The sequence below is a fragment of the Clavibacter michiganensis subsp. tessellarius genome, from assembly GCF_021922985.1.
GTDB classification, from domain to species: domain Bacteria; phylum Actinomycetota; class Actinomycetes; order Actinomycetales; family Microbacteriaceae; genus Clavibacter; species Clavibacter tessellarius.
Genome location: NZ_CP040788.1, coordinates 1,488,189 through 1,504,794 on the forward strand (window position 1 = coordinate 1,488,189; position 16,606 = coordinate 1,504,794).

15 protein-coding genes and 1 riboswitch are annotated in these 16,606 nt (G+C 75.7%); of the genes, 11 read left to right on the forward strand and 4 right to left on the reverse strand.

The genetic code is table 11. The features are described 5' to 3' along the window. Nucleotides 1-3 precede the first annotated feature (3 nt). Nucleotides 4-95: riboswitch (TPP riboswitch) on the forward strand. From thiM to FGG90_RS06855, 6 genes are all read left to right on the forward strand, one after another. Continuing rightward, nucleotides 86-913, forward strand: a complete 828-nt coding sequence (thiM, locus tag FGG90_RS06830) for a hydroxyethylthiazole kinase (RefSeq protein WP_094131464.1) — start codon at nt 86-88, stop codon at nt 911-913. Its footprint overlaps the riboswitch before it by 10 nt. Further along, the gene (gene thiD / locus FGG90_RS06835; protein WP_094128858.1) at nt 910-3,198 is read left to right on the forward strand and encodes a bifunctional hydroxymethylpyrimidine kinase/phosphomethylpyrimidine kinase; all 2,289 of its coding nucleotides are present in this window, start codon (nt 910-912) and stop codon (nt 3,196-3,198) included. The genes thiM and thiD overlap by 4 nt, the downstream gene beginning before the upstream one ends. Nucleotides 3,199-3,327: 129 nt before the next feature. Further along, on the forward strand, nt 3,328-4,218 hold the full coding sequence (locus FGG90_RS16170; protein WP_094128855.1) for a cupin domain-containing protein: 891 nt from the start codon (nt 3,328-3,330) through the stop codon (nt 4,216-4,218). 115 nt (nt 4,219-4,333) lie between these two features. Then, nucleotides 4,334-5,689 (forward strand): MFS transporter, encoded by a 1,356-nt coding sequence (locus FGG90_RS06845; protein ID WP_094128852.1) that lies wholly within the window; start codon nt 4,334-4,336, stop codon nt 5,687-5,689. Between the two features lie 49 nt (nt 5,690-5,738). Next, nucleotides 5,739-5,915, forward strand: coding sequence for a hypothetical protein (locus FGG90_RS06850; protein ID WP_165771391.1), 177 nt, complete (start codon nt 5,739-5,741; stop codon nt 5,913-5,915). 54 nt (nt 5,916-5,969) lie between these two features. Further along, a complete protein-coding gene (locus FGG90_RS06855) occupies nt 5,970-6,182 on the forward strand; it encodes a hypothetical protein (protein ID WP_094128849.1) in 213 nt (70 codons plus the stop codon). Between the two features lie 70 nt (nt 6,183-6,252). Here FGG90_RS06855 and FGG90_RS06860 read toward each other — a convergent pair whose 3' ends face one another. Next, nucleotides 6,253-8,388 (reverse strand): DEAD/DEAH box helicase, encoded by a 2,136-nt coding sequence (locus FGG90_RS06860; protein ID WP_094128846.1) that lies wholly within the window; start codon nt 8,386-8,388, stop codon nt 6,253-6,255. A gap of 369 nt (nt 8,389-8,757) precedes the next feature. On the opposite strand from FGG90_RS06860, the gene FGG90_RS06865 reads away from it, so the two are divergent. Beyond that, entirely contained in the window at nt 8,758-9,903 is a 1,146-nt protein-coding gene (locus FGG90_RS06865; RefSeq protein ID WP_094128843.1) for a glutathione S-transferase family protein, read from the forward strand. Next, nucleotides 9,903-10,694 (forward strand): alpha/beta hydrolase, encoded by a 792-nt coding sequence (locus tag FGG90_RS06870; RefSeq protein WP_094128840.1) that lies wholly within the window; start codon nt 9,903-9,905, stop codon nt 10,692-10,694. Before FGG90_RS06865 ends, FGG90_RS06870 begins: the two co-directional genes overlap by 1 nt. Here FGG90_RS06870 and FGG90_RS06875 read toward each other — a convergent pair. Both FGG90_RS06875 and FGG90_RS06880 read right to left on the reverse strand, forming a co-directional pair. After that, complete coding sequence (locus FGG90_RS06875; protein ID WP_012038813.1) at nt 10,657-11,031, reverse strand: DUF6804 family protein; 375 nt, start codon at nt 11,029-11,031, stop codon at nt 10,657-10,659. The two genes, FGG90_RS06870 and FGG90_RS06875, sit on opposite strands and share 38 nt — an antisense overlap. A 117-nt stretch (nt 11,032-11,148) precedes the next feature. Further along, nucleotides 11,149-12,246, reverse strand: coding sequence for a phosphate ABC transporter substrate-binding protein PstS (locus FGG90_RS06880; RefSeq protein ID WP_094128837.1), 1,098 nt, complete (start codon nt 12,244-12,246; stop codon nt 11,149-11,151). 278 nt (nt 12,247-12,524) lie between these two features. Here FGG90_RS06880 and FGG90_RS06885 point away from each other — a divergent pair, with 278 nt between their 5' ends. Beyond that, on the forward strand, nt 12,525-13,565 hold the full coding sequence (locus FGG90_RS06885; protein WP_094128834.1) for a zinc-dependent alcohol dehydrogenase family protein: 1,041 nt from the start codon (nt 12,525-12,527) through the stop codon (nt 13,563-13,565). A gap of 28 nt (nt 13,566-13,593) precedes the next feature. Here the strand turns inward: FGG90_RS06885 and FGG90_RS06890 are convergent, their stop codons facing one another. After that, nucleotides 13,594-14,604, reverse strand: a complete 1,011-nt coding sequence (locus tag FGG90_RS06890) for a S41 family peptidase (RefSeq protein WP_133065156.1) — start codon at nt 14,602-14,604, stop codon at nt 13,594-13,596. A gap of 73 nt (nt 14,605-14,677) precedes the next feature. Here FGG90_RS06890 and FGG90_RS06895 point away from each other — a divergent pair, with 73 nt between their 5' ends. After that, nucleotides 14,678-15,844: a sensor histidine kinase gene (locus FGG90_RS06895; RefSeq protein ID WP_165771390.1), complete on the forward strand. Its 1,167-nt coding sequence runs from the start codon at nt 14,678-14,680 to the stop codon at nt 15,842-15,844. Next, on the forward strand, nt 15,841-16,485 hold the full coding sequence (locus tag FGG90_RS06900; RefSeq protein WP_094128825.1) for a response regulator transcription factor: 645 nt from the start codon (nt 15,841-15,843) through the stop codon (nt 16,483-16,485). The genes FGG90_RS06895 and FGG90_RS06900 overlap by 4 nt, the downstream gene beginning before the upstream one ends. The last annotated feature ends 121 nt before the right edge of the window (nt 16,486-16,606 follow it).

A 16,606-nucleotide genomic window follows, 5' to 3' on the forward strand; every position in this document is an offset into this window, starting at 1 on the left:
TGGGTCCCTGACACGGGGTGCCCACGAGGGCTGAGATGAGACCCGTCGCACCTGATCCGGTTCGCACCGGCGGAGGGATGTCATCATGAGCGCTGCGCGCCCGTCCACCCACGAGACCACCGGGACGGGGACCGCCTCGGCGGACCTCCTCCACTTGCTGCGAGAGCGCACGCCGCTCGTGCAGTGCATCACCAACGCGGTCGTCACCGGCTTCACCGCGAACGTCCTCCTCGCGCTGGGCGCCGCGCCCGCGATGACGGACGTGCCGACCGAGGCGGGGCCGTTCGCCAGGATCGCGTCGGGCGTGCTGCTCAACCTCGGCACGCCGCACGCGGAGCAGCGGGAGGCCGCCGTCGAGGCCGCGCACGCGGCGCGCGAGGCGGGCACGCCGTGGGTGCTGGATCCCGTCGCCGTCGGCGCCCTGCCGGTGCGCACGCGGCTCGCGCACGAGCTCGTCGCGCTGTCGCCGACGATCGTGCGCGGCAACGCGTCGGAGGTCATCGCGCTCGCGACCGGCGGCGCGGGCGGCCGCGGGGTCGACGCCACCGACGAGGTCGAGGCGGCGCTCGACGCCGCGACGCTGCTCGCGCGCACCTACGGCACGGTCGTCGCGGTCTCCGGGCCGGTCGACCACATCACCGACGGCACCCGCCTCGTGCGCGTGCACACGGGCGACGCGCTCCTCACGAAGGTGACGGGCGGCGGCTGCGCGCTCGGCGCCGTGATGGCGGCGTTCGCCTCGACGGATCCGGATACGCTGCGGGCCGCCGTCGCCGCGACGAGCGTCTACACGATCGCCGCGGAGGTCGCCGCCGAGGGCGCCCGCGGGCCCGGGTCGTTCGCCGTCGCGCTGCTCGACGCGCTCGACGCCGTCACGCCCGAGCTCGTCGCCCAGCGCGAGCGCCTCTCGTGAGCGGGCTCGACCTCTCCGTCTACCTCGTCACCGACCCGGCCCTGTGCGGCCCGCGCGGCGTGCCCGCGGTGGTCGCCGCGGCCGTGGCGGGCGGGGCGACGGCCGTGCAGATCCGCGACAAGCACGCGAGCGCGGCCGAGCTGCTCGCGACCGTGGTCGCGGCGGCGGACGCGATCGACGCCCACGCGGCCGCGCACCCATCCGCTCCCCGACCGGTGCTGCTCGTGGACGACCGCGTCGACGTGGTGCTCGCGGCCCTCGCGCGCGGCGCCCGCGTCGATGGCGTGCACGTCGGCCAGTCCGACGTGCCGGCCGACCTCGTGCGCCGGATGCTCGACGCCGCCAGCCCCGACCGGCACCTCGTGCTCGGCCTCACCGCCAACGCGCCGGCCCACGTCGAGGCGGTGCGCGCGCTCCCGGCCGGCACGGTCGACTACCTCGGCGTCGGCGTGATCCGCCCCACGACCACCAAGCCCGACCACCCGGCGCCGCTCGGGCACGACGGCTTCGGGATCATCGCGGGCCTCTCCCCCGTGCCGTGCGTCGCGATCGGCGGGGTGGACGTCGGCGACGTGGCCGCGATCGCCGCGGCGGGCGGGGCGGGCATGGCCGTCGTGTCGGCGATCTGCGCGGCCGAGGACCCGGAGGCGGCGGCGCGCGAGCTGGCGGACGCGTGGGCGCGGGTGCGCGCGGGGGCGGCCGCCGGCACGGACGCGGACGCCGGCACGGACGCGGACGCGGACGCCGACGCCGACGCGGCGAGCGCCGAGCCGACCCCGCCCACCGCGGCGGCCGACCCCACCCGCGTCCCCCGCGTCCTCAGCATCGCGGGCACGGATCCCACGGGCGGCGCCGGCATCCAGGCCGACCTCAAGTCCATCGCGGCGAACGGCGGCTACGGCATGGCCGTCGTCACGGCGCTCGTGGCGCAGAACACCCGGGGCGTGCGGGAGATCCACGTCCCTCCCGTGGCGTTCCTCCGCGCGCAGCTCGACGCGGTCTCCGACGACGTCACGATCGACGCCGTGAAGATCGGCATGCTCGGCTCCGCCGCGGTGGTCGACGAGGTGGCCGACTGGCTGCGCGCGGCGCGGCCGCCGGTCGTGGTGCTGGATCCGGTGATGGTCGCCCAGTCCGGCGACGCGCTCCTCGACGCCGACGCGACCGAGGCGCTCCGCCGCCTGCTGCCGCTCGCCGACGTCGTCACCCCGAACCTGCCCGAGCTCGCCGCGCTCCTCGGCGAGCGCGAAGCCGACGGGTGGGACCAGGCGCTCGCGCAGGGGCGGACGCTCGCGGCCCGCCACGGCGTCCGCGTCGTCGTGAAGGGCGGGCACCTCCGCGCCGACGACTGCCCGGACGCGCTCGTGACCCCGGGCGCGGCCGGAGAGGAGAGCGCGGTCCACGTCGTCGACGGTCCGCGCATCGCCACCACCAGCACGCACGGCACGGGCTGCTCCCTCTCGAGCGCGCTCGCGACCCTGCACCCGCGCCGCGGCGACTGGTCGGCCGTGCTCGCGGAGGCGAAGTCGTGGCTGACGGGATCGCTCGCGCACGCGGACGACCTCGACGTCGGATCCGGCGCCGGCCCGCTCGACCACCTGCGCGCGCTGTGGGACGCCGCCGGCACGCACGCGGGATCCATCGCGGCGGAGATGTGGGCGGGATCCGCCGACCTCCGCCGCCAGATCGACGACCTCCCGTTCGTCCGCCGGCTCGGCGACGGCACGCTCCCGGAGGCGTGGTTCTCGCACTACCTCGCGCAGGACGCGATCTACCTGCGCGCCTACTCGCGCGTGCTCGCCCGGGCGAGCCAGCTCGCGCCGACGCCGGACGCGCAGGTCACGTGGGCGCGGGCCGCGGCCGACGCGATCGCCGCGGAGTCGGCGCTGCACGCGGAGTGGCTGTCGCGGCACCCGGCGCCCATGGTCGCCGGGCCCGTGACGCGCGCGTACGTCGACCACCTCCTCGCGCACGCCGCGACGAGCGACTACGCCGTGCTGGTCGCATCGCTGCTGCCCTGCTACACGATCTACGCGGACGTCGGCACGCGGCTCCGCGCGGTGGGCGAGGCCGCGACGGCGGCCGGGGACGCGCATCCGTACGGCGCGTGGCTGGCGACGTACGCGGATCCGGCCTTCGCCGAGGCCACCCGGCGCGCGGGCGAGCTGGTGGACGAGGCCGCCGTGCTCGCGGGGCCGACGCGGAGGCGGGAGATGCTCGCGGCGTCGCTCCAGTCGTCCGCGTACGAGCGCGACTTCTTCCGCGCCCCGGAGGCGCTCGGCTGATCCCTGGGGACGCCCGGCCGCGTTCCCAGCCGCACCCGCGGGAGGATGCCCGTGCCCCGACGCGACACCGCGCCGGGGCTCCCCGTTCCACGACCCGGGCACCCGCGTGCCCGACAGAGAGGACACCGCATGCGCGTCCAGGCCGAGACCCCCGCCGTCACGATGCCCGCCCACCAGTTCACGGGCGAGGTCCGCCTCCGCTGGCTCTCCACCCCGCAGACCGCCGACCAGCGCGCGGTCGTCGCGGCCGTCACCTTCGCGCCCGGCGCCCGCACCGTCTGGCACTCGCACGTCCTCGGGCAGACCCTCCACGTCACGTCCGGCATCGCCCGCGTGGGCACGCGCGACGGCGGCGTCGTCGAGGTCGCGCCCGGCGGATCCGTGTACATCGAGGCCGGCGAGGAGCACTGGCACGGCGCCACGGCCCACGCGCCCATGGAGCACATCGCGGTGCTGGAGGACGGCGACGACCCCGTGTCCGCGACCGGCTGGGGCGCGCACGTGACCGACGAGGAGTTCCTCCAGCCGGCCGTGCCCGCCTCCGTCGCGACGCCGACCGCCACCCCGGCCGCCGGGCACCACGTGCCGCTCGGCGCCCCCGTGCTCGTGCACGCGCTCCGCTACACGGCGATGTACGGCGAGAAGCCGTTCGACGAGGCGCTGCTCGTGTACCTCGACAACGGCTCCTACAAGATCCTCTCGCCCGGCGAGGAGCACTACGGCAGCTACGTCTCGGCGTCCGAGCCGGGCGTCGCGCCCCGCCACGTGGCGTTCCTGTCCTGGCCGTCGGACGACTGGCACCGCAACGTCGCCAGCCACACGCTCACCTTCTCGGACGACACGGGCGCCTTCATCCAGTCGCTCGTGCTCCCGGGCGACGCGGTGCCGCGGGCGCAGCACGGCTTCGCCGAGGTGGTCGCGGATCCCGAGCGCGTCGACATGACGGCGTCGTGGGACGCGCTGCGGGTCACCCACGCGGCGGCGTTCGAGCGGCTCGCGGAGCGCGTGCGGGGGCTGTGACGTCCCGGGGCGGGCCGCGGCCCGCCCCGGCGCTACGCTCGATCCACCGCGAGCGCCTCCTCCCCATCCCGCGAGGCGCGCGACCGACCCGAGCGCCCTCCCGGAAGCCAGGACCATGACCACCACCACCTCGCCGCGCACGCGCGCCCAGCGCCTCGACGGACTCCCCTGGACCCGCGCGCACTCGCGCATCCTCGGCGGCAGCGGCGTCGGCTGGGCGCTCGACGCGATGGACGTCGGCCTCATCTCGTTCGTCATCGCGCAGCTCGCGGTGGTGTGGAAGGCGGATGCGGGCCAGCTCGGCCTCGTCGCGTCCGCCGGGTTCCTCGGCATGGCGATCGGCGCGAGCGTCGGCGGCCTGGTCGCCGACCGCATCGGCCGGCGCCAGGTGTTCGCCCTCACGCTGCTCGTCTACGGCGTGGCCACGGGCGTCTCGGCGCTCGCGATGTCGGTGGGCGCGCTCATCGCGCTGCGCTTCGTCGTGGGCCTGGGGCTCGGCGCGGAGCTGCCCGTCGCGTCGACGCTCGTGAGCGAGTTCTCGCCCGCGCGGATCCGCGGCCGCGTCATCGTGATCCTCGAGTCGTCGTGGGCGGTCGGCTGGACGGCCGCGGCGCTCATCGGCTACCTCGTGATCCCCGCGAGCGACGACGGCTGGCGGTGGGCGCTCGCGCTCGGCGCCGTGCCCGCGGTGTGGGCCGTCGTCGTGCGGCTGCGCCTGCCCGAGTCGGTGCGCTTCCTCGAGTCCCGGGGACGGCACGCGGAGGCCGAACGGGTGGTGCGCGCGATGGAGGCGGCGGCCGGACGGGCTCCGGCCACCGGCGCCGACCACGCGGCGATCCTCGCGCCGGATCCGGCCGACAGCGCCGCCGCCGACGTCGCGCCCCGCGAGCGCCTCTTCGGCGCGCGCCTCCGCCGCCGCACGCTCTCGCTCTGGATCGTGTGGTTCTGCGTCAACTTCGCCTACTACGGCGCCTTCATCTGGCTGCCGACGCTGCTCGTCGCGCAGGGCTTCTCGCTCGTGCGGTCGTTCGGGTACACGCTCCTCATCACGCTCGCGCAGCTGCCGGGGTACGCCGTCTCGGCCTGGCTCGTCGAGCGGTGGGGGCGGCGGGTCACGCTCGCGGTCTTCCTCGCCGGATCCGCCGTGTCGGCCGGCCTCTTCGGCACCGCCGACTCCGTCACGACGATCCTCGTGTTCGGCGCCCTCATGTCGTTCTCGAACCTCGGCGCGTGGGGCGCGCTCTACGCCGTGACGCCGGAGCTCTACCCGACCCGCGTGCGCGCGACGGGCGCCGGCAGCGCGGCGGGCTTCGGGCGCCTCGCCTCCATCGTCGCGCCGCTGTGCGTGCCGCCGCTCCTCGCGCTGGGCGGCGTCGCGCTGCCGTTCGGCGTGTTCGCGGCGGTCTTCGCGCTGGCCGCCGCCGCCGCGCTCACCCTGCCGGACCTGCGCGGCGCGGCCCTCGAGGACTGAGCGGACGCATCGGGTCGGTACGCTCGGGAGTCCCGACCCGAGGAGCCCCGTGGTGCCGTCGATCCTGCTCTACCTGGTGTTCATCCCGATCGTGATCCTCCTCGTCTTCGCCGTCATCGGCACCCGGCGCTCGAACCCGACGCAGGACGCGCAGGACGCCGTCGCCCGCGAGCGCCGCGCCGCCCGCAAGGCCGAGCGGGAGCGGAAGAAGGCCGAGCGCGGCTGATCGGCGCTGGGGAGCATCCGCGCACCGCGCCCGTCCGCCGCGCATCCTGGGCGGATGCCTCCCGCCACCGCCCGCCGCCGTGCCCTCCGCGACGCGACCGTCCTCACGGCCTTCGTCCTCGTGTCGCAGCTGGTCGTGGTGCCGCTGGTCGGCGGAGGCCCGGTGACGGAGCACCTCGGGCCCGCGCTCGTCGCCGGCGTCCTCGTCTTCGCCGCCGCCTATCTGATCCGCCGGGCAGCGGACAGGGCACGCGGGGACCGCGGCTAGCGGCCACCGCACGCACGACGCCCCCGCGACCAGCAGGTCGCGGGGGCGTCGTCGTCGAGCGGATCGCGGGTCAGCCCGCGGCCAGCGCCTCCTCCAGGAGGTGCGACAGCGCGTCAAGCTGCACGGACGTGGATCCGGCCTCGTCGAAGTCCTCGCCGTCGAGCGCGCGCGCCGCGAGGCCCGCCTTGCTGTCGATGAGCTCGGCGATCTTCGCGTCGATCGTCTGCGCCGCGATGATCCGCCAGGCCGTGACGGGCTCCTCCTGGCCGATGCGGTGCACGCGGTCGATGGCCTGCGTCTGCTCCGCGCTCGTCCAGCTGAGCTCGGCGAGCACCACGTTCGACGCGGCCTGCAGGTTGAGGCCGACGCCCGCCGCGGTGAGCGAGCAGACCACGACCTGCACCTCGGGGTCGTTCTGGAACGCGTCGATCGCGTGCTGGCGCGCCGCCGGCGTCTGGTCGCCGCGGATCGAGACCGAGCGGATGTCGCGCTTGGCGAACGTGGCCTCGGCCTGGTCCATCACGTCGACGTGCTTGGCGAAGAACACGACCTTGCCCACCGAGCGCGCGAGCTGCGCGGCGTAGTCGGCCGCGAGCACGGCCTTGGCCTGGCCGATGCGGCGGACCATCGTGAAGACGTTCTCGCCCGTCTTCTGCGCCTTGGCCTCGTCGAGCTCGGACTGCGCGACGAGCCGCACGAGGCTCGCGCGCTCGGACGCGGGTCCGTCCATGACGTCGGGGACGGTCGTGCCGCGGGCGCCGACGAGCGCCGTGAAGCGCTTCACGAGGCGCGCCGCGAGCTCGCGCTCGGCCTGCCGGATGGAACGGCCCAGGTCGTCGTCGAGCTCGACCGGGAGGTCGGCGATGCGCTTGGACGGCAGGTCGGTGGCGACGTCGATCTTGCGTCGGCGCACGATGCCGAGGTCGATGACCGCGCGGCGGGCCTCGGCGAAGAAGCCGGGATCCGCGGGCGTGAGGCCCGCCTCCTCGAGCTCCGCCATGAGGCGGGACGAGGGCTTGTCGCCGTCGATCCAGCCGAGGAGCTGCCAGATGGCGCGGAAGTCGTCGATGTCGTTGATGAGCGGCGTGCCCGTCAGCGCCATGAGCAGCGGCGCGGACTGGCGCTGGCGGATGCTCTCGGCGAGCGCGAGCACGAACTTCGAGCGCTGCGACTGCAGGTTCTTGATGAAGTGCGCCTCGTCGACGACCATGCCGCGGAACCCGAGGGTGCGCAGCCAGCCGATGTGCCGGTCGAGCACCTCGTAGTTGACGATGACCACGTCGGCGAACGCGTCGAGCGCGGCGCCGTCGCCGTGGATGACGGTGGCGCGGCGGTGCGGCGTCCAGCGCTCCACCTCCCGCTTCCAGTTCATCTTCACGACGTTGGGCACGACGACGAGCAGCGGGTACGCGTCGGCGACGGACGCGGCGAGCAGCGCCTGCGCGGTCTTGCCGAGGCCCGGCTCGTCGGCGAGGAGGAACTCGCGGTGGCCGAGGCGGACGCTCTCGAGGAAGCGGGCCTGGTGGCGCATCAGCTCGAGGCCGTGCGGCGACAGGCGGTCGATGCGGGGGCTCTCGGGAAGGTCCATGCTCGCGATGCCGCCGCCGGCGCCGTACTCGAACGACTTGAACAGCGGGCCGAGCAGCTCCCAGTTGGCGAGGAGGCGCGCGGGCGGCGCGGCGGGCGCGGGCCGGTCGAGGTCGGGCTCGAGGAACGGGTTCGCGAGGACGCGGGCCTTGACCGACGGCGGGACCACCTGGCGTTCGACGAGCTTGGCGAGCGCCGGATCCTCGGGCTCGGGCTCCGGCTCCTCCTCGACGACCATCTCCACGCCGCCGTCGAACAGCATGTGCTTGCGGAGGGCGCGGGCGGCCTCGGAGAGCTTGGCGTCCGGATCCAGCAGCGGCAGCACCGAGGTGTCGCGCGCGGCCGTGCGGGCGAGGATGCTCGCGATGCCGTCGAGGCGCTTGAGCGTCTCGGCGCGCTCGGGGTCGCTGAGCGGGGTGGCCGGGTCCTTCGCGTGCGTGCGCTCCTCGCGCATCAGCACCGCGATGACCTGGAACTTCGTGCGGTTGACGGGCTTGAGCTTGCCGCGCTGCGCGGCCTGCTCGATCTCGCGCACGGCACGGGCCAGCACGGGGATGAGCCCCTCGTTGTCGATCGTGCGCGTGCGGGCGGAAGACCGCCGCTGGCCGGTGCGAGCCATGCAACTCCTCGTTCACTGCCGGGGCCAGGCGCTGCCTGCGCTCCCGGATCGGAAGGACTCACGCCCGTCGCGCACGGTGACGCGTGCGGTCGGACGGTGGCGAGGGGACCTGCCTCGAGCAACCGGGGTTCCGGGTCGGGGATGGGATGAGGGTCCGCCGCCTGCGCCCGGCCGCCTCGGGGAGGACGGGCACACGGAGAGTTTAGGGCACGCCGCGGCCGCCGCGCGCCGGTGTGCGCGGGGTGGCTCGGCGGGTCGCGGCGGGGCGGCTCGACGGGTCGCGGCGGGGCACCGTGCGGGGCACCGAGCGGGGCGGTCGGCGCGCGACGCGGCCCGGTCGGCGCGAGCGGCCCGGCCTAGGGTGGATGCATGACGGATCAGGCGACACCCACCGGTACCAACGAGGCGGGCGCCCCCGGCCGCTACGTCGAGGAGGGGGAGTTCACCCGCGACACGAACTACATCGAGGACCGCATCCTCCGCGACGGATCCCAGGGCTGGCCCGTCGAGGCCGGCCGCTACCGCCTCGTCGCGGCGCGCGCGTGCCCGTGGGCGAACCGCTCCGTGATCGTCCGCCGCCTGCTCGGCCTCGAGGACGCCATCTCGCTCGGCCTCCCCGGCCCCACGCACGACGCCCGCAGCTGGACCTTCGACCTCGACCCCGACGGCCGCGACCCGGTGCTCGGCACCGAGCGCCTCCAGGAGTCGTTCCTCGCGCGCTTCCCCGACTACCCGCGCGGGATCACGGTGCCGGCCCTCGTCGACATCCCCTCCGGCCAGGTCGTCACCAACGACTACCCCCAGATCACGCTCGACCTCTCCACCGAGTGGACCGAGCACCACCGCGAGGGCGCGCCGGACCTCTACCCCGTCGCGCTGCGGGCGGAGATCGACGAGGTCGCCGACCTCGTCTTCCGCGACGTGAACAACGGCGTGTACCGCTGCGGCTTCGCGGGATCCCAGGAGGCGTACGAGAAGGCCTACGACCGCCTCTTCTCGCGCCTCGACTGGCTGAGCGACCGCCTCTCGACGCAGCGCTACCTCGTGGGCGACACGATCACCGAGGCCGACGTGCGCCTGTTCACCACGCTCGCCCGCTTCGACGCCGTGTACCACGGGCACTTCAAGTGCAACCGCCAGAAGCTCGACGAGATGCCGGTGCTCTGGGCGTACGCGCGGGACCTGTTCCAGACGCCCGGCTTCGGCGACACCATCGACTTCGTGCAGATCAAGCAGCACTACTACCTGACGCACACCGACATCAACCCGACCCGCGTCGTGCCCGTCGGCCCCGAGACGTGGGGCTGGCTCGAGCCGCACGGACGCGAGGAGCTGGGCGGCCGCCCGTTCGGCGACGGCACCCCTCCGGGACCGGTCCGCGAGGACGAGCGCGTGCCCGAGGGCCACGGCGCCGTGCCGCGCGGCGGACGCACGACGCGCCCGTCGGAGGCGCGCGCCTCGGTCTCCGGCACGCCCGTGCCCGGATCGGCGGACGCCGCCGCGGACCGCTCCTGATGGCGGCGCGCACGACCACCGGCACGCTCACCCCGCGGCGCCGGATCCTCGGCCTCGCCATCCGCCACGTCCCCGCCGTCGCGCGCTCCCTCCGCGGCACGCCCGCCGCGGGCACGCGCGTGGTCCGGTTCCCCGCCGGCCGGCAGGGTCCCCCGCTCGACGTGGCCGTCTGGACGCCGCCCGGGCACGACCGCTCGGCGACCGGATCCCCCGTGCTCGTCGTCCTCGCCCGGCACGACGGCGACTGGCTGCCCTCGACGCTCGCGAAGGACCTCCGCGCGGTCGTCGTCACGATGGCCCCGGAGGACGACGCGCAGGCGCTCGCCGGCCTCTCCTGGATCGCCTCGCACGCCGCCGGCTGGAACGGGACGCCCGAGCGCCTCGGCATCCTCGGCGACGGGCCCGGCGCCGACCGGGCCCTGCGGATCACGGCCCTGGCGCGCGACGCCGACGGACCGGCCGTGCTGCGGCTCGTGCTCGTCAGCCCCTCGGGCGACGTGCCGAGCGAGCGGGCGGCCGACCGGCAGGGCCACGGCCTCGACCGGCTGCCGGACGCGCTCGTGCACGTGGGCGCCGCGGATCCGCGCATCGACCACGTCGTGGAGGGCGTGGCGGCGCTCAAGGCGGCGGGCACGAAGGCCCGGCTCGTGCGGATCCCGCGGGCCGACCAGGGCTGGCTCGCCTACCCGGCGGCGGATCCGGGCCTCGCGCGCCGGTCGCTCGACGAGATCGTCGCCTACCTGCGCCGCGGCCTCACCGAGGAGCGCGCGTTCGGGGTCGGCCCGGCGTAGGCGCGTCCTCCACCGGGACCTTCACGAGGATCCCGGCGGCGATGAACACGATCGCGGCCACGTACTGCAGCGACTGCCACGTGACGGCCTCCACCGGGATCACGGCGACCGGGTTCCACATCACCGCGACGGCCGCGAGCAGGGCCGCGCTCCACCAGCTGCGGGCGCGCACCGAGAACACGATCATGATGAGCGCGAGGATCGCCACCGCGAACCGGACGACCGTGAACAGGTCGCCGTCGATCACCGCGAACCCGGCCAGCAGCACGATGGCGCCGAGGAGGCCCGGCGCGAGCGACGGACGGGTGAACGCGGGGGCGGCGGGGGTGCGGGTCACCCGCCCAGTCTGCCAGCGGGCGCCGGGCGGAAGCCGCGCGCGCCTCCCCCACGCAGAAGGACGCCCCGCCTCGAACCCGGATCGGGTGGAGGCGGGGCGTCCTGCGCGCGGGTCGTGCTACTTGATGGACTCGACCGCGGTCTTCACCTGCGCGGCGACCGTCTCGGACAGCGGGGCGGCGCCGGCCTCGTCGGCCGCGACCTGCTGGCCCTCGGTGCTGGTCACGTAGCCCAGGTACGCCTTGACGAGCTCGCCGACGGCGGGGTCCTCGTACTCCTGGCAGGAGATGAGGTAGCTGACGAGGACGATCGGGTAGACGCCCGCGGCATCCGTCGTGTAGTCCAGGTCGAAGACGACGTCGTTCTCCTCGCGGCCCTCGGCCTCGGGGGACGCCTCGACGACGGCGGCGGCCGCCTCCGGGGAGAAGCCGACGAACTCGTCGCCGACCTTGATCTTCGCGACACCCAGGTCGCCGGCGCGCGACGCGTCCGCGTAGCCGATGACGTTGGTCCCGCCCGTGACGGCGTCGACGACGCCCGAGGTGCCCTGGGCCGCCTCGCCACCCTCGTAGGGCCAGACGCCCTTGGGCTCCGCGTCCCAGACGGACTCGGCCGTGGTGTTGAGGTACTTGGCGAAGTTCTCGGTGGTGCCCGAGTCGTCCGAGCGGTGCACGGCGGTGATGGCGGCATCGGGCATCGTGGCGTCCGGGTTCAGGGCCGTGATGGCCGGGTCGTCCCACTTCGTGATGGTGCCCTTGAAGATGCCCGCGGCGGTGGCCGGGTCGAGGTTCAGCTCGTCGACGCCGTCGATCTGGAAGATCATCGCGATGGGCGAGATGTAGGCGGGGATGTCGATCGGCTTCGTGCCGTCGGCGCACTGGCCGAAGGTGCCGGTGAGCTCGTCGGTCTTGAGCGCGCGGTCGGAGCCGGCGAAGTTGGCGTTCTGGCCGCCGGCCATGAAGGCCTCGCGTCCGGCGCCGGATCCGTCGGGCGAGTAGTTGATCGTGACGCCGGTGTTGGCCGTCTGGAAGGCCTTGGTCCAGGCCTCCTGAGCGGAGCCCTGCGACGAGGCGCCGATGCCGTTGAGGGTGCCCTCGAGGGTGGAGCCGGATGCGGCGCCTCCCTCGGCGGGGGCCTCGTTGGACGCGCAGGAGGAGAGGGCGAGGGCGACGGCGGCGGCGAGGGCCGCGGCGCCGGTGAGGCGGGTGCTGTTCACGGGGGTGGAGCCTTCCAGGTGGATCGGGTGGTGGTCACTCGGCCGGTGCGGGGCCGTGGGCGACGCTATGCAGGCGGATCCCCGGGGTGGGGTACGGGAGGTGGACGCCAGGTGGACGCGAGCTTTCCCGCAGGTGCGGGAAAGCGGATCGGGCCCGTGATTCCGGGCCTCGCCCCTCGAACTGGGGGCGTCGCGTGAGCGCCCGCGGCGCTCCGATACCGTGGACGGGTCCGTCGCGCATCGGTGACCGGACGCGCCCGCCGATCCCGAGGAGCCCCATGCGCGCCGTCGTCTACGAGGAGTTCGGGGCGACGCCCGTCGTCCGCGAGCTGCCCGACCCCGTCCCCTCCCCCGCCGGCGTCGTCGTCCGCGTCGAGGCCACGGGCGTCTGCCGCAGCGACGCGCACGGCTGGCTCGGGCACGACGACGGCATCGCCCTCCCGCAGGTGCCGGGGCACGAGCTGGTGGGGCGGATCCACGCGGTCGGCCCCGAGGTCACCCGCTTCCACGTCGGCGACCGCGTCACCGTCCCGTTCGTCTGCGCGTGCGGCCGCTGCGAGGAGTGCCGCGCCGGGAACGGCCAGGTGTGCCGGGACCAGACGCAGCCGGGCTTCACGCACTGGGGCTCCTTCGCCGAGCTCGTCGCGCTGCACGACGCCGACGTCAACCTGATCCCCGTGCCCGAGGGCCTCGACGCCGGAGCCGCCGCGCTCCTCGGCTGCCGCTTCGCCACGGCGTTCCGCGGGCTCGTGCACCGGGCGCGGATCCAGCGCGGCGAGCGCCTGCTCGTCGTCGGCTGCGGGGGCGTCGGCCTCAGCGCCGTGATGATCGGGGTCGCGGTCGGCGCGGAGGTCATCGCGGTCGACATCGACCCGGCCGCCCTCGCGCGCGCCTCCGAGCTGGGGGCCGAGTACACGATCGACTCGTCCGGCCTCGCGGAGCCCGACGTGCTCGACGCGATCCGCGCGGTCTCCCCCGACGGCGTGCAGGTCTCCGTGGAGGCGCTCGGCCGCGAGTCCACGCTCCGGATCAGCCTGCTCGCTCTCGCGCCGACCGGCCGGCAGGTGCAGATCGGCCTCTTCGCGAGCGAGCCGACGGTGCCCGTGCCGTTCGTCATCGGCCAGGAGCTGAGCCTGCACGGCAGCCACGGCATGCCCGCGCACGACTACCCGGAGCTGATGGCCATGGTCGCCTCGGGCGCGCTGAAGCCCGAGCTGCTCATCGAGCACCGCATCCCGCTGGAGGAGGCCCCGGCCGCGCTCGAGGCGCTCGCGTCGGGCGACCGCTCGGCCGGGATCACGCTGGTCGAGGTGGGCTGAGCGCAGGCCCGGCCCTGCCCGACCCCGGCTATCGCGACGCGTCGAACCAGGCGGCGACCGCGGCGGTGATCCCGGCGTCGTCGACCGCGACGTCCGGCACGATGGGCACGCCGTAGCGCTTCCCCGTGCGGTCGGCGTCGACCGCGACCGTGAGGTTCACGATCGCCCCGTCGACGAGGGTCCGGGGCGCGTTCGCGGTGCTGAACCCGTAGGTCGGCTGCCCGAAGGAGCGCACGCCCGCCTGGCCGACGAACGCGAGGGCGGCGGCCTCGCCGGAGCTCACGGTCGTCCCGTCGGTGAGCACCGCGATCGGCAGGCCCGCGGGCACCCGGCCCGCGGCGCTCGTCGCGACGACCCGCCCGTCGTCCGCGACGGCGCCCTCCTGCACCGTGACGGGCTCCGCGCGATCCGCGTACTCGAAGGACATGACACGGCCCTCGTCGAGGAGCGGCGACAGCGCGGCGAGCATCGGCCACATGTCCCCGCCGTGGTTCCCGCGCAGGTCCACGACCCAGCCGCGGGTCGTCGCGGGCGCGGCGGCCACGAGCGCCGGGGCGCCCGCGTCGACGTAGCGCTGACGGGACGCCTCGTCGCCGCCCAGGAGCCCGGGGACGACGATGGTCGTGATCCCGTCGGCCGTCGTGACCGTCGGCCGCGGCTCGGCCGCGGCCGACACCGGCGGGCTGTCGCCGAAGAGGGCCGCGGCATCCACGGGTCCGAGCACGGAGCTGTGCTCCCCGCCCAGCTCCTTCGCGGCCCCGGAGAGCGCCGGGTACGTGCCCGCGTAGGTGCGCGCCCGGGCCGCCTGCGCGTCCACCTGCGCCCGGACCTCCGCGACCCGCGCGGGATCCGCCTGGAGCCCGTCGGCCATGAGGTCCACGGCCATGTCGGCGTAGCGCTGCGGCGACGGAGGGACGTCGAGGAGGCCGGCGCGCTCGAGGGACGGCGCGGCGGCCACGGTCCCCGCCAGCAGCACGACGACGAGGACCGCGAAGGAGACGGGAACGCGACCCAGGATCCGGGATCGACGCGTGGGCACGCGCCCACCCTGCCCGATGCGCACGCGGGCCGACGCGTCGTCTCCCCCGCCGCCGGGCTGCGATGCTGGCGGGGTGACCCGATCCCCCGCACGCCGCGCCCCGGGCGCCCTTCCGCGCCTCGTGCGCGTGGGCTACGGCGTCGCCCTCGGCGGCCTCGTCGTGCTCGACGCGGCGGTGTCCGGATCGCTCGGGCAGTGCATGTACCTCGTGGCCGTGGTCGCGCTGGCGGCGCTCGTCGCGCGCGGGCGGGTCCCCGCGTGGACGGTCGGCGCCGTCTCGGGGGCCGCGACGCTCGTGACCGTGCTGCTCGCCGCATCCGGGATCGCCGCGCCCTTCGCGCTCAGCGAGGGGCTCGTGCTGCTCGTCGCGGTCGTCGCGACCACGCGCCGAGCCGTCGGCGCGCGCGGCGCGGCGGCGGTCGCCCTCGTGGCGCTCGCGACCGCGATCCTCCCGATGCGGCTGCTGTCGGCGGACACCGCCACCTTCGGGATCCTGCTGGTCGCCGTGGTCGCGTGCGCGCTCGCCGTGGGCGCGACGCTGCGGAACGCGGACGCCGAGCGCCGCCTCGCCCTGGCGGTCGCCACCCAGCGCGAGCGCGACGGCCTGGCCCGCGACCTGCACGACGACTTCACGAACCGGGTGACCGGCATGATCCTCCTGGCGCAGGCCGCGCGGCGCCGCGTCGACGCCCCGGGCACCGAGCTCGACGCGGACCTCGCGCGCATGGAGGAGTCCGGCGGCGCGGCGCTCGCGAGCATGCGGCGCTGGGTCCGCACGCTGCGCGACACGGGCGTGGAGCGCGATCCCGAGCTGGCCGACGGCGCCGAGGCGCCCGAGGACGAGATCCGCGCGCTCCTCGTCGGGTGGGAGGCGTCGGCGCCCGGCCGCCGCGTCGAGCTCCACGACCGGACAACGGCGGCCCTGCCCGCCGACGTGCGCGCGACGGCGACGCGGATCGTGCAGGAGTCGGTCACGAACGCGACCCGGCACGCGCCCGGCGCCGACCGGATCCGGGTGACGCTCGCCGAGGATCCGCATGCCGACGCCGTCGTCCTCACCGTCGTCAGCCCGCTCGACGCCACCGGCCGGGAGGGCGCCGACCCCGTGCCCGGATCCCCGGGCCTCGGCCTCGTCGGCATGCGCGAGCGCGCCGCGATCCTCGGCGGAAGCCTCGACGCGGGCCCCGTCGCGGGCACCTGGACCGTGCGCGCCGTGCTCCCCCGGGACGCCGGCGCATGACGATCCGCGTGCTCCTCGCCGACGACCACCCCTCCGTGCTGCGCGGCCTCGAGGGGATCCTCGCGCGCGAGCCCGACATCGAGGTGGTCGCCTCCTGCGGCGACGGCCTCGCCGCGCTCGAGGCGGCCCAGCGCCTCCGGCCGGACGTCGCGGTCGTCGACGTCCGCATGCCGCGCATGGACGGGCTCGAGCTCACGCGGCTGCTCGCCGGATCCCGGGCGCGCGTGCCCGTGAAGGTGGTCGTCGCGACGACCTTCGACCTCGACGAGTACGTCTACGGCGCCCTGCGCGCGGGCGCCTCCGGCTTCCTCCTCAAGGACGCCGGGGCGGCCCTCCTCGTCGAGGCCGTGCGGGCCGCGCACTCCGGCGACCAGCTGATCAGCCCGTCCGTCACGGTGCGCCTGCTGCAGCACCTCGCGCCGCGCTCCGCCGCCACGCTGCACCCGGACCTGACCGCCCGCGAGCTCGAGGTCGCGGCGCTCGTCGGGCGCGGCCGCACGAACGCGGAGGTCGGCGCGGAGCTCGTGATCTCGCTCGGCACCGTGAAGTCGCACCTCGGCTCCCTGCAGGCGAAGCTCGACGCCCGCAACCGCGTGGAGATCGCGGCGTGGGCGTGGAGCTCGGGGCTGCTGCGGCCCTGAGGCGGTGGCCGGGTGGGTGCGTCCGAGCGGGCGGGTCCTAGCGGGCGCGCGGGCGCGCGGGGCCGGTCCGCGAGACCGGCCGAACGGCCGATGCCGCCCCGCGCGCTGGGCTCGAGCATGG

Coding starts and splice junctions, on each gene's coding strand:
- thiM (WP_094131464.1), top strand. CDS start 86: ATGAGCGCTGCGCGCCCGTCCACCCACGAGACCACCGGGACGGGGACC.
- FGG90_RS06870 (WP_094128840.1), top strand. CDS start 9,903: ATGGCGGCGCGCACGACCACCGGCACGCTCACCCCGCGGCGCCGGATC.
- FGG90_RS06860 (WP_094128846.1), bottom strand. CDS start 8,388: ATGGCTCGCACCGGCCAGCGGCGGTCTTCCGCCCGCACGCGCACGATC.
- FGG90_RS06865 (WP_094128843.1), top strand. CDS start 8,758: ATGACGGATCAGGCGACACCCACCGGTACCAACGAGGCGGGCGCCCCC.
- FGG90_RS06845 (WP_094128852.1), top strand. CDS start 4,334: ATGACCACCACCACCTCGCCGCGCACGCGCGCCCAGCGCCTCGACGGA.
- FGG90_RS06885 (WP_094128834.1), top strand. CDS start 12,525: ATGCGCGCCGTCGTCTACGAGGAGTTCGGGGCGACGCCCGTCGTCCGC.
- FGG90_RS16170 (WP_094128855.1), top strand. CDS start 3,328: ATGCGCGTCCAGGCCGAGACCCCCGCCGTCACGATGCCCGCCCACCAG.
- FGG90_RS06855 (WP_094128849.1), top strand. CDS start 5,970: ATGCCTCCCGCCACCGCCCGCCGCCGTGCCCTCCGCGACGCGACCGTC.
- FGG90_RS06900 (WP_094128825.1), top strand. CDS start 15,841: ATGACGATCCGCGTGCTCCTCGCCGACGACCACCCCTCCGTGCTGCGC.